11 protein-coding genes are annotated in these 12,711 nt (G+C 37.8%); 7 read left to right on the forward strand and 4 right to left on the reverse strand.

From position 1 onward, the window contains the following. The first annotated feature begins 302 nt into the window (after positions 1-302). From ACOVQ4_RS07470 to ACOVQ4_RS07480, 3 genes are all read left to right on the forward strand, one after another. Entirely contained in the window at positions 303-1,532 is a 1,230-nt protein-coding gene (locus ACOVQ4_RS07470; RefSeq protein ID WP_421820028.1) for a dicarboxylate/amino acid:cation symporter, read from the forward strand. Between the two features lie 481 nt (positions 1,533-2,013). Continuing rightward, positions 2,014-2,202 carry a hypothetical protein gene (locus ACOVQ4_RS07475; protein WP_421820029.1) on the forward strand — a complete coding sequence of 63 codons (189 nt, stop codon included), beginning with the start codon at positions 2,014-2,016 and terminating at the stop codon, positions 2,200-2,202. 21 nt (positions 2,203-2,223) lie between these two features. Next, positions 2,224-2,460 carry a hypothetical protein gene (locus tag ACOVQ4_RS07480; protein ID WP_421820030.1) on the forward strand — a complete coding sequence of 79 codons (237 nt, stop codon included), beginning with the start codon at positions 2,224-2,226 and terminating at the stop codon, positions 2,458-2,460. Between the two features lie 44 nt (positions 2,461-2,504). On the opposite strand, the gene ACOVQ4_RS07485 is transcribed toward ACOVQ4_RS07480, so the two are convergent. Beyond that, on the reverse strand, positions 2,505-3,713 hold the full coding sequence (locus ACOVQ4_RS07485; protein ID WP_421820031.1) for an FtsX-like permease family protein: 1,209 nt from the start codon (positions 3,711-3,713) through the stop codon (positions 2,505-2,507). 142 nt (positions 3,714-3,855) lie between these two features. Continuing rightward, positions 3,856-4,236 (reverse strand): 30S ribosome-binding factor RbfA, encoded by a 381-nt coding sequence (gene rbfA / locus ACOVQ4_RS07490; RefSeq protein WP_421820032.1) that lies wholly within the window; start codon positions 4,234-4,236, stop codon positions 3,856-3,858. Positions 4,237-4,410: 174 nt separating this feature from the next. Between rbfA and ACOVQ4_RS07495 the strand changes: the two genes are divergently transcribed. Both ACOVQ4_RS07495 and ACOVQ4_RS07500 read left to right on the forward strand, forming a co-directional pair. Next, positions 4,411-5,808 carry a hypothetical protein gene (locus ACOVQ4_RS07495; RefSeq protein ID WP_421820033.1) on the forward strand — a complete coding sequence of 466 codons (1,398 nt, stop codon included), beginning with the start codon at positions 4,411-4,413 and terminating at the stop codon, positions 5,806-5,808. Positions 5,809-6,138: 330 nt separating this feature from the next. Then, a complete protein-coding gene (locus ACOVQ4_RS07500; RefSeq protein ID WP_421820034.1) occupies positions 6,139-6,969 on the forward strand; it encodes an Rpn family recombination-promoting nuclease/putative transposase in 831 nt (276 codons plus the stop codon). A 255-nt stretch (positions 6,970-7,224) separates the two neighbouring features. On the opposite strand, the gene ACOVQ4_RS07505 is transcribed toward ACOVQ4_RS07500, so the two are convergent. Together ACOVQ4_RS07505 and ACOVQ4_RS07510 are read right to left on the reverse strand one after the other, a co-directional pair. Next, a complete protein-coding gene (locus ACOVQ4_RS07505; RefSeq protein ID WP_421820035.1) occupies positions 7,225-8,913 on the reverse strand; it encodes a PHP domain-containing protein in 1,689 nt (562 codons plus the stop codon). Between the two features lie 137 nt (positions 8,914-9,050). Beyond that, the gene (locus tag ACOVQ4_RS07510) at positions 9,051-9,554 is read right to left on the reverse strand and encodes a DUF4494 domain-containing protein (RefSeq protein WP_095166543.1); all 504 of its coding nucleotides are present in this window, start codon (positions 9,552-9,554) and stop codon (positions 9,051-9,053) included. Between the two features lie 185 nt (positions 9,555-9,739). Here ACOVQ4_RS07510 and ACOVQ4_RS07515 point away from each other — a divergent pair, with 185 nt between their 5' ends. Both ACOVQ4_RS07515 and ACOVQ4_RS07520 read left to right on the forward strand, forming a co-directional pair. After that, positions 9,740-10,966, forward strand: a complete 1,227-nt coding sequence (locus ACOVQ4_RS07515) for a serine hydrolase domain-containing protein (RefSeq protein WP_421820036.1) — start codon at positions 9,740-9,742, stop codon at positions 10,964-10,966. A 202-nt stretch (positions 10,967-11,168) separates the two neighbouring features. Further along, entirely contained in the window at positions 11,169-12,599 is a 1,431-nt protein-coding gene (locus ACOVQ4_RS07520; RefSeq protein WP_421820037.1) for a circularly permuted type 2 ATP-grasp protein, read from the forward strand. Positions 12,600-12,711 lie beyond the last annotated feature (112 nt).

Below are 12,711 nucleotides of genomic sequence, written 5' to 3' on the forward strand. Positions count from 1 at the left end.
TCTATTTGCAAAGAGTGGATTTTTTGCTTTATTTCGTTAATTCAAAATCCACTAAGAGTATGTTTGAAAATTTTATTTGGCATTTTTGAAAGAACTCAATTTCCTTTCGACACTCCTTACTTTTCTTGTCTTGACACAAGAAAAGTAACAAAAGAAAGTCAAGAAATCCTAAACTCGCCTTCGGCTCAAACAGTAGGATTTCATATAAACAAATATAAACTTTTTCATTTTTAATGATTAATAAAATTTAAACATTCTCTAATGGGAAGAAAACTTCGTATTACAGACTAAACATTTATCAAATGAAATTAAACATTACGACAAAAATTCTATTGGGTTTTGTGATTGGTGTAGCCATCGGACAATTTCTGAATGTGAGTATGAGTCCAGAGGCGGCGGCGTCCATTTCATCAAAATTTCAAATCCTCAGTAAGGTATTCCTCAAGCTCATCAAGATGATTGTTGGGCCTTTGGTATTTTGTACATTGGTAGTAGGGATTGCCAAATTAGGGGATTTCAAGGTAGTAGGTCGTATTGGCATCAAGACCTTATTGTATTTTTATTTTGCAACTATTCTTTCTTTAATTGTTGGGATGGTGGTCGTGAACGTAACCCGTCCTGGCGAAGTGCAACAATGGCCTCGCCCACAAGCTGGTACAGATACAGGCATTACAGGTAGCAAAATGAAGTCGATAGAAGACTTTATCTTACATATTTTCCCTGATAGTTTGTTCAAAGCTCTTGCCGAAAATGAAATTCTTCAAATTGTTGTATTCTCAATCTTTTTTGGTATTGCCCTAGGCTCTATTGGGGATAAAGGTAAAATCATTATCAAAGCGATAGATTCATTAGCCGAGGCAGTATTCAAAGTAGTAGGTTATGTGATGGAACTTGCGCCTTTTGGGGTGTTGGGTGCCATGACGGCGGTGGTTGCAAGCAAAGGTTTAGGCATTTTGGTAAGCTATGCTTACTTATTGCTTTGTTTCTTTGGGGGGCTACTTTTCTTCATATTTGTCATACTTTGGGCAATCTGCTTGGTCATGAAAATCCCTTATTGGAAATTATTGGCTGAAGTAAAAGATGCCTTGTTTTTGTCATTTAGTACTGCCAGTTCTGAAGCATCATTCCCGCAAACTATAGCGGCTTTAGAACGCTTTGGATGTTCTCAACGTATCATTGGTTTTGTATTGCCATTAGGTTACAGCTTCAATCTCGATGGTTCAATGATGTACATGACCTTTGCTACGGGCTTTATTGCTCAGGCGTATGGCGTACCTTTGTCATTAGAACAACAAATTACGATGCTTTTAACCTTGATGATTACTTCAAAAGGTATCGCAGGTGTACCTCGTGCTTCATTGGTTGTAATTGCAGGAACGCTAGCCATGTTTGATTTACCTACGGAAGGAATTGCCCTCATTTTGGGCGTCGACCCATTCTTAGATATGGGACGTTCGGCAACTTCGGTAGCAGGTAATGCCGTGGCAACTTGTGTGGTATCTAAATTGGAGGGTGAATTACAGAATGTGTAATTAGGACTGTACAAAGCAATTCAAACTATTGTAGATTGGGGATTTCTGATTTTGGAAATAGAGTAAAATACCTTTGTTTTTACAAAAAATAAGGTAAAGAATAGGTTATATTTCAGAAATAGACGGTTTAATATAGTTCTTTATACACGATATTTGTTAAACATGAGTCATCCCTAATTTAGCGATTGAGCGGATGAGTGATTATGTTAAAATTTAGATTCTCCGAGTAGAGACGCAATGCTTGCGTCTCAATGCTTGCGTCTCAAACCAAGTAAATCTAGCATGATAGCCTCAAAAAAGGGGTCGGGAAATATATTCCGACCCCTTTTTTATGAAAATTATGGAGGATAATCCCAATCTTAAAATTTGGGATGACTCATGTTTTTGATAAACAGAAGAATAAATTCTTTTATGAATAAAGAAAATTAGCTAGCTTCATCAAAAATTATAAAAATCGTTTATACATCAAAAAAATTCTACAATGAAAAAAACACTCGTTGCCTGTTTAATTATTTTCGGTTGTTCGACCTGTTCTTTTGGTCAAGACCAAAATCCTCTTCCTCTTCCAAGCTCTTCACCTGATTCGGCTACTGTTGTGTTTTACAGAGGTAGTCAACTTTGGAGAGCCTTAGTCAATTTTACTATTCGTGCAAATGGGGTAGAGCTATGACGCCTAAGTAATAATCGTTATTTGGTGTACCGAACAGTTCCTCAGAAATGTACCTTTACCAACGTAGCAGGAGGATTAAATATTCCTGATAAAGAAAAATTACAAATCGATTTGGAAGGCGGTAAAGTGTACTATGTCCAATGTGATATTAAGTCAGGCTTATTTACAGATAGAATGGAGATGACAGAGGTTATGGAGAGCACCGCAAGGCGAAAAATGGTGGGTGTTATACCTGATAGATGTAATGGAACAAAGTAAAAAAAATCTCTTCAGTTTAAACCAAGACAACTGAAGAGATTTTTTTAAAATTTCACCGCACGTTTGGCTGGAAAATAGGAAGCCGCAAGGGTCATGATGATTACGACAACCGCCGTAAAGAAGAAATCATTAAAACGCATTTCTACGGGATAAGCATCCACCAATGAGCCAACTATTCCCATCGAAACAAATCCATACATTTTTTGAAGCCAGCAGATAGTAAAACCTAACACCAAGCCTACTAAAGCACCACTAAACGCAACAATCGCACCTTCATACAAGAATATTCGTTTGATAATACTTTTTGAAGCTCCCATAGCTCGAAGGGTTTTGACATCGGGCTTTTTCTCAATAGCGAGCATCGAAAGCGAGAAGAAGATATTAAAACTGGCTATTCCGATAATAAAGGATAGCGTAAGAAACACAAAAAGTTTTTCTATTTTGATAGCTCGTAACAAGCTGGCATGTTGTTCATCTTGGTTTTGTACTACAAAATCTTCACCCAATAATTCCTGAATATCATTTTGGATTTCAGGGATTTGCTTAGGGTCTTTTACTTGGATTTCTAAAGAAGTACGTTTGTTTCCATACTCAAATAGTTCTTGAGCAAAATTGAGTGGAACAAACACAAAGTTGTTATCGTATTCTTGCTCGATAGCAAAAATTCCTACTGGAAGTAAATTTAATCTATTAAATGCCTCTGTTGAGTTGAAATCAATAGTTTTGCTATGGTTATTACGAGGATACCATGTTTCTAGTGGAAAAAAAGCATCAACGTCGATACCAAGTGTAAAGGCTACTCCTGAGCCAACAACGGCATGAGAAATACCCTCACCACCAAGCCTTAATTCGCCATCGATAATACTGGATTTCAACCGTTGCTGTTTGAGAAAGTTTTCGTCAACCCCTTTGAGAGTAACTACCATTTGAGCTTCTTTATATCGAATCAAGGCGCTTTCTTGAATAACCTGCGTAATGCTACTCACACTATTGATTGCTTGAAGTTTGGAGATAAAAGAAGGAGGGCAACTAAAGTTTTTCCCTTTTTTGGCACTTACCTTTATTTCGGCATCAAAACTGCGAAAAAACCCTTTTTGAAAAGCTTCAAGACCATTAAATACCGACAGGACTATCACCAAGGACATTGTTCCAACGCATACACCCAGCATCGAAATCCATGAAATAAGTGAAATAAAGGAAGTCTTTTTTCGAGCAATAAAATATCGTTTCGCAACAAAGAAAGGCAAATTCATGATAGTTAGCTCTAAGTAGATAAGATAAACTGAGATAAAAGAAATTTCGAATTATGGATTTTCATAAATCCATAATTCGAAACAAGAATACTGTTTGCTTTTGCCAAATTGCGATTAGGCGCAATTCGGCAAGGGCTAAAGGTTAGTCGCCAATTTGTTCACCTTCTTTCAAAGGTGGAATATCCAAACTTGAGATCAATCTATCCATTTTGGCAGCATACTCGGCAGTATCGTCCAAATAAAATTCCAAATCAGGAATAATACGTGCTTGGTGTCGAATCTTTTGTCCTAATACACCTCTGATTTGTTTGCCTTTTTCACGAATATCCTGCATCAAGCCTTCTTTATCATTGGCGAGCATAAAGCTCAAATAAATACGAGCAATAGATAAGTCTGGCGTAACTTTTACATCTGTGATAGTAATAAAAGCATTGCCAAAAGTATTACGCATATCTTTTTGAAAAATCTCGCTCAAATCTTTTTGAATTAAGCGAGCAAATTTTTGTTGTCTTTTCGAATCCATTTCCGCTAATCTTTACAAATCGGCTACACGAGCCTTTATGAATAAATAAGCCAATAGCACGCTCGTAACCTCCGTTATTTGTGAGGGGCTATTGTAATATTAATGCAAATTTCGGGAATTTAATTTGATTAACTGTAATTTCGTGAAAAATACCTTTCAATTAAAGTTCTGGTTATGTTAAGCTTTTTCAGGGTAAATGCCCTTTATCAAATATTCAGTTTATTGATTTTGTTGTTTGTGACGCGTATTCCTATACTACTCAATGGCGCTCCTGAACTGGTACCAGAGTTGCAGTGGATGCTTGTTGGTGAGCAAATAAACAAGGGTTTTGTGATGTATTCGGATATTTGGGACAACACCGCACCGCTTTCATCGATGGTTTATGCCGGGATAGATAGTCTTGTTGGGCGTTCGCCTTTAGCCTATCAGGTTTTGGCTTTTTTGGTTGCTGCATTTCAAGTAATTTATTTTAATGTTGTGATTAATAATAGGGATATTTTTCCTAAAAGAAGCTACCTGCCAGGGTTGATGTATACGCTATTCCTCAATATTTCGGTCGATTGTACAACGCTTTCGCCTGTATTGATGGGAACTAGCTTTTTGCTCTTGGCTTTTGGAACAATTGTAAAACAAGTCAATCGATTAGAGGCAACGGATGAGGTATTCGAAATAGGTTTCTTGATTGGGATAGCTACTTTGTTTTACCCGCCAGCATGTGTTTTTATTTTGTGGGCCGTTGCGTCTTTGTTGTTCTTTAGTGGTGCTACCTTGCGCCAACATTCTTTAGCAATTTTTGGCTTTTTGTTTCCATTGTTTCTAACGGGGCTGTTTTTTTATTTGGACGGCACTTACGATGATTTTTTCCAAATCTTTATTTCTTCGGTATTTCAAATACGACAATATAACCTCAACGATTTTCGAACACTGATTGCTACCTTATTTTTACCATTTACCTTTGGTATTCTAGGTTTTTTGAGATTAGTAAATGCAACGGGTTTTGTCAATTTTCAGCTACGTTGTCAGCAGGTCATGATGCTTTGGGGCTTGACTGGCTTGCTTTCAATTGGTCTGATGCCGTTTTTGGCACCAATGCAGTTTATTATTTTTGTGCCGGCCTTGGCGTTTTTCGCTACTCATTTTTTTAATAGTTTTAAGAAAACGCTCATGGCAGAGGCGCTCTTTTTGGGTAGTTTGGCAGTAATGATTGTTTTGTATTTTCAAGGTTCTAACGATGGCAACGAGTCGTTTGCCAAACTAAATAATTTGAGGATTAAACGAAATAGCTCATTTTCTTTTAAAAATAAAAAAGTACTTGTTTTGGGGAATGGCATGGAGGAATACCTCGATAACTATGCAGCCACGCCTTACCTCAACTGGAACTTGGCAAAATATGAATTAGAAAATTTAGATAATTACGAAAACGTGATAAGTATCCTAAGAAACTTTGAAAAAGATACCCCAGAAGTTATTATCGACAAAGCTAACTTGGTTCCTAAACTTTTTAAAAGAATACCAGCACTAGCTCGTCGCTATCATGCTGATGGCAAAGGTGTTTATTTATTGAATTCGTAAAAAATAGCGTTGTTTTATTTAAGGTAAATAAGTGGGAAAACGTTATTAGTTAACAGTATATTGGTCATTTGCAGATATTTATAATCAGAAGGGTATCTTCAACTTTTACGATAGCTGTTTCAAGTTTAAGAACTTGGAACGCCGAATAAAAAGCAGTCTCCGACTGCGACTTTGCTCAAACTGAATACACAAAATATTCAATCTTTGCTACTGGCTGTGCTGGTGGGGCAGTCGGAGACTTTCATTGATTTATTGTTCCAAGTTGTTAAACTTGAAACAGCGGGGGTACTAATTTATACTTTCAACGATAAAAGCATTTGCTGTACGAAAATGTCGAAATATATCAATCCATATACTGATTTTGGGTTCAAAAAAATATTTGGAGAAGAGGCAAATAAGGACCTACTAATTGATTTTTTGAATCAACTGTTGCCTAAGCATCATCAAATTGCCAATTTGCAATTTCGAAATGGTGAGGTTATCGGAGAACTATCTCAGGATAGGAAAGCTATCTTTGATATTCATTGTCAGTCTACGGAAGGAGAAAGGTTTATCGTTGAAATGCAAAAAGCCAAAGTTAATTTTTTTAAGGATAGGTCTCTATTTTACGCAACTATCCCCATTCGTGAACAAGCCAAAAGAGGTGATTGGGATTTTAAATTGACACCTATCTACATGATTGCTATTTTGGACTTTCGATACGATGAACAGGAAGAAAGACAAAAGTTTTTAAGATCAGTGAAACTGAAAGATCAAGATGGAGATGTTTTTTATGATAATTTGACTTTTAAGTTTATCCAAATGCCTCTGTTTGAGAAAGACGCTTCTGAATTAGAAACACATTTTGATAAGTGGATTTACTTTCTGAAAAACTTAGATACATTTGATTCTATTCCTCATATTTTAGAAGAAGATATTTTTGAAAAAGCCTTTAGTGTTGCTGAATTAGCCAAAATGACTCCTGAGCAATACGAACAATATCAAGAAAGTTTACTGACCTACATTGAAGTGAAGGAGGTAGTAAAAACTGCTGAGGAAGAAGGTCGAAAAAAAGAGAAAATATTAGTCGCTCAAAAAATGAAACAGATGGGCTTATCTCTTGAGCAGATTTGTGATATAACTGGCTTGAGTGAAAAAGAAATAAAACACTTAATGGGCTAGTTTTTTTCTTCTTAAACACAAGTCAAGCCAAATTCGAGAATTTGGCTTGTTCTACTAATTTTTATCAAAAAAGTGTTTCCATGCTGTTTCAAGTTTAAGAACTTGGAACGCCGAATAAAAAGCAGTCTCCGACTGCGACTTTGCTCAAACTGAATACACAAAATATTCAATCTTTGCTACTGGCTGTGCTGGTGGGGCAGTCGGAGACTTTCATTGATTTATTGTTCCAAGTTGTTAAACTTGAAACAGCGGAGCCTATTTCTTTTTTCTACCACTCAAATACTCTTCTATTTCGGATAAACTCAAAGCGTTAAAAGTCATATCTGCTGTTAAGCCACCTTTACGGGCGTTGGCAACACCAAAGTGCATATCAAAATACCCTTCTTTTTCGTGGGCATCTGGGTTAATAGACAGTTTGACGTTTTTCTCCAAAGCATATTGAATATATCTCCAATCCAAATCCAAACGATAAGGGCTTGCATTGATTTCAATCACAACACCATTGGCAGCACAAGCATCAATTAGTTTGTAATGGTCTACAGGATAACCCGCTCTCGATAGTAACAATCGGCCTGTTGGATGCCCCAAAATCGTTGTATAGGGATTTTCTATGGCTTTTATCAAACGATACATGGCTTTTTCTTCAGTCATTTTCAGATTTTGATGTACCGAAGCCACGATATAATCGAAGCTTTTTAATATTTCTTCATCATAATCCAAAGCACCATCACCCAAAATATCTGATTCTATTCCTTTCAAAATCTTAAAAGGTTTGTCTTCAAGGGCATATTGTGCGTTTAGCTGGTCGATTTCGGCATGTTGCTCTGCTATTCTTGCTTCGTTGAGCCCTCTTGCGTATGAGGCTGTTTTGGAGTGGTCGGCAATACCTAGATATTCAAAGCCCAATTCACGACAGTAATTGGCCATTTCAGCCAAGGTGTTTTTCCCGTCCGAATAGGTAGAGTGATTGTGTAAAATACCTTTGAGCGAGTCCCAAGTTACGAGTTGGTCGTTGTTGTGTTTTTGAATCCAATCAAACTCAAATGTTCCTTCTCGCATTTCAGGAATGATATATGGAATGCCTACTTTGGCATAAATAGCCTCCTCAGAATCAAAAGTTTGATTTTGAACGGTCTGATAAATATGATGCTTCGCCAAGTGTTTTGCTGAAGCACTAAATATAAAGCCTTGATTGATAAATTGTTTCTCGGGACAAATAGTCACTTCGATAGGAATCAATTTGCCTTCGATATTGCCACGCCAAGTAAATGGTGACGAATCTTTTTCGTTTTGTTGTAGGGTAGGAGTAGCGTTGAGCAATTGTTGTACCTCCCAAGGTTGATCGTGCCCCACTACCAATTGAATAGACTCAACCACTTCGTTTTTACGGCGAATATCCCCTACAATCTGAACATGTTCAAAAACTGGCTCAAGGATATCAAGGATAAAATCGGCGATTTCTTGCCCTTTTTCCATTCTTAATTTACCAGAATTGGATTGGTTGTAAAGAATAGATTGCTTGATGCTCTCTTGAATTTTGTCCCCAAAACCTTTGAGTTTGGCCACTTCGCCATTCTCACAAGCTAGCAATAATTCACGAGTATCGGTAATTCCCAACTCTTGCCAAATCATGCGCACTTTTTTAGGGCCAATTCCTTTGATTTTGAACATCTCCAAAATTCCTTCTGGCGTTTTATTTAATAGTTCGTTCAACTCCGCAAGTTGTCCTGTAGTACGAATTTCTTCGATTTTGGAAGCCGTACTTTTCCCAACCCCTTGAATAGCCGCCAATTGTGCTACAGGAGTAGTGATAAAGTCTTCGGTAGCTTTGTCTAATGCTCGAACAGCAAAGCTGAGATTTTTTATTTTAAATTCATTCTCGTCATGCAGTTCCAATAATTTGACTGTTAGTTCGAGAATATCCAGAATATCTTGATTGTTCATTTTGTAAAATTTAAAAGCGTAAGGAATACTCAATCGCATAAGGGTGCTTGTGAGCGTTTTACTTCTTTCCAAAAATAGCAAAAAGGGTACAAAACAGCGATTGTGTATGTACCCTTTTCTAAAAATCTTCTACCTTGTTATGCTTGAGAATTAGCTTCTTGTTCGGCCAATACTTCTGCTACTGGACGAAAATTGCCTTTTTTAAGCATTTCGTTTTCTGGCTCGTAAGGGCATACTTCCAAGATGGTTGTAATATTAATATCGGTAATTTGGTAATCGTTGAGATTGCCTAAGTTCTTTTTTAGTAAAGTATATACCTCACCTGGGTCGTTGGCATTGATGAGCATCATGTGCGCTGTTTTCTTTTCTTTTTGAGATTTTTCATCAAAAGAAATATACTGTACTTTTGCTTTAAACCACGTTTCGGCATTGTTGTCTTCAAAAAACACCTCACTCAATTTCATTTTGGTAAGGTTTGTAATTTGAAATTCGGGTGTATTGCTGGCTACAATCTCAAAAACTCTAGCCTCTGCGTCGGTGTAAGATACTGCATCAATCAAATACGCTTCGTTGATGGTTTTCAATGAGCCTGCCTCGTCCTCTCTCTGGTAACGAATTTTTGCCAAATACCAAGTTGCCATAATTAATCTGTTTTGTTTTTATGCGTACAAAACTATTAAGACTTTCTTAATATTCCTCTTTGTTTATGGAAGAAGGTAATTTTTTCTTTCTGCAAGAACCAATCTCAACAGATGTACTGTAAATTTGACGCATCGGAGGGCGTTTTGATTTGAGTCTGACGACAAGCATCCCAACTAAAAACCTTATGAAAAAAATTGTACTCGTTCTTTTCTTTTTTTGTGAATCAATAGTAGGTTTTTCACAAAAAAAATCTGTCTCAGTTAGTCCAATCCTATACTATCCCGAAGCAAGAGAGTGGCAGATAAAATCGCCTGAGAGTGTGGGTTTAAAATCTGATAAAATCCAAGCTGCTATGGAGTTTGCCAAATCGCATGAAATCAAGAATCCCCGAAATATGGAGGTGAATCATTACCAGACTTTCGGTAAAGAACCTTATGGTATCGGAATTGGACCCTTTGCAGAAAGAGGCGAGCCTACGGGGGTGATTATTCATAAAGGCTATATCGTTGCAACTTGGGGCGAGCCACAACGTTGCGATATGACGCACTCGGTAACCAAAAGTTTTTTGTCGACTGTGGTTGGTTTGGCTGTTGAAAATGGGCTTATTGGTTCTGTCAATGATACAGTATATAAATATGTTCCACCGATTGAGGTTTATGGAGAACCCGTTGCTCGTCCAGCCGAGGATTATGGCAAACCCGAATTGCTCAAACCCTTTGATACACCACATAATCGTAAAATTACTTGGGATCATTTATTGCGCCAAACAAGTGATTGGGAGGGAACGCTCTGGGGTAAACCCGAATGGGCCGACAGACCAAGTGCTAATCCTGCCGAATGGACTACCCGACCCCGCCATGCTCCTGGAGCAGTATACGAATACAACGATGTACGAGTAAATGCCTTGGCATTGGCAGCTACGAGCGTTTGGCGTAAACCATTGCCACAGGTACTCAAAACTATGATAATGGACCCGATTGGAGCCTCGAATACTTGGCGGTGGACGGGGTATCGCAATGCTTGGATTGTATTGGATGGTCAGCCTGTTCAATCGGTGAGTGGTGGCGGACATTGGGGTGGCGGTATGTTTATCAATGCCTATGATATGGCCAGATTTGGACTGTTATGTTTAAGAAAAGGGCGTTGGAAAGAGCAACAACTTATTTCGGAAAATTGGATTAAACAAGCCTTAACGCCAACTACAGCCGAGCCTACTTACGGGTATATGAACTGGTTTTTGAATACAAATCAGAAATTGCTACCGAGTGCTTCGCCCAATGTGTATTATCATTTAGGAAACGGTACCAATATGGTGTATGTCGACCCCGAGCATGATTTGGTAATGGTGCTAAGATGGATTGATAATAAGGCCTTGGATGGAATGGTAAAGGCGGTTTTGGAAGCTTTTTGAGATTTTTGAAAATACTCAAAAAAATATAGTAAGTAAAAATACTTATTTTTGAAACAAATTCTTTTTAATTTATAATGTTCCATTTAAAAAATACTATAAATTTATTATTTTCAAAATATTGTTTGGTGAATCAATTTTGAAACAAAATATAATTTTAATAAATTAGGTTTTACGTTCTGAACAAAACACTAAAAGAAAGCCTATGAACTTTAGCTTCAATAATTACAATACAGAAGGATTTTACGATGAAATGTTCGATGCAGATGGAAATGTACGAATAGGATATGAAGCCTTCAAAGAACGTGCCGAGCAATTGGGCGTTGAGGAGTTTCTTCGTCGTCATCAAGCGGCAGAGCGTTCGTTGATGGCCTTGGGCATTACTTTTAACGTGTATTCCGAAAACGAAGGTACTGAGCGTATCATGCCAGTAGACATTATTCCGCGAGTGGTGGCTGCTGACGATTGGGCAAAAACTGAAAAAGGCTTGATTCAGCGCATTACGGCCTTGAATATGTTTTTGGACGATATTTACAACGACCAAAAAATCCTCAAAGATGGTATTGTCCCTCGTGAGTTGATAGAATCTTCTAAGAATTTTTTGAAACCATGTATTGGGCTTAAACCTCCCAAAGGCATTTGGATTCATATTACGGGGACGGATTTGATTCGTGGTGATGATGGTCAGTTTATGGTACTAGAAGACAATCTTCGTTGTCCTTCAGGAGTAAGTTATATGCTCGAAAATCGTGAGCTCCTTAAGCGAACTTTTCCAGAAGTGCTAGGCAAAACAAGAGTTCAACCTATTTCGGATTATCCAACACGCTTGTTGCAAATGTTGCAATATATCAGTGATCGCCCTAATCCTACTATTGTGGTACTCACGCCTGGGATTTATAATTCTGCGTATTTTGAGCATTCATATTTGGCGCAGCAAATGGGTGTGGAGCTAGTTGATACCCGTGACTTGGTAGTGCATGATGGTTACGTAAAAATGCGCACAACTAAAGGTTTCCAGATTGTAGATGTAATCTATCGTCGAATCGATGATACTTTCTTAGACCCACACACTTTTAATCCTCATTCGCTGATTGGTATTCCAGGTTTGATGGATGTTTATAAAGCTGGTCGTGTGGCTTTAGCCAATGCTCCTGGTACTGGTGTTGCCGATGACAAGGTGATTTATGCTTATGTTCCTCGTATTATTAAGTACTATTTGGGCGAGGAGCCAATCATTCCTAACGTAGAAACCTACATTTGTGGCGAGGAGGATGATTGCAAATATGTATTAGAAAATATAGAAAAGCTCGTAGTGAAGGAAGCAAACGAAGCAGGTGGCTACGGTATGTTGATTGGGCCAAAATCGACGAAAGAAGAACAAGAGTTGTTCAAAAAGCGTATTATAGAAAACCCAAGAAATTATATTGCTCAGCCTACAATTTCGTTGTCGCGTGTACCATGTTTTATTGATGACCATGCAGAAGGGCGTCACGTAGATTTACGTCCTTATATTCTTTATGGAGATGGTGTTCAGGTAATTCCGGGAGGTTTAACTCGTGTGGCCTTGCGAAAAGGCTCTTTGGTAGTAAACTCGTCTCAAGGTGGAGGCTCTAAAGATACATGGGTGTTGTATTAGGTATGAGTGCTGAGTTTTGCATGTATAGCATTGCGAAATTCACAGCTCATTATTTAGCTTGAGTACTTAGGTAAAGGACTAAGCTATTAGCTTTGAATTTACTTTTTCTCAA

The sequence above is a fragment of the Flectobacillus sp. genome, from assembly GCF_049240685.1.
In the GTDB taxonomy this organism is placed as follows: Bacteria; Bacteroidota; Bacteroidia; order Cytophagales; family Spirosomataceae; genus Flectobacillus.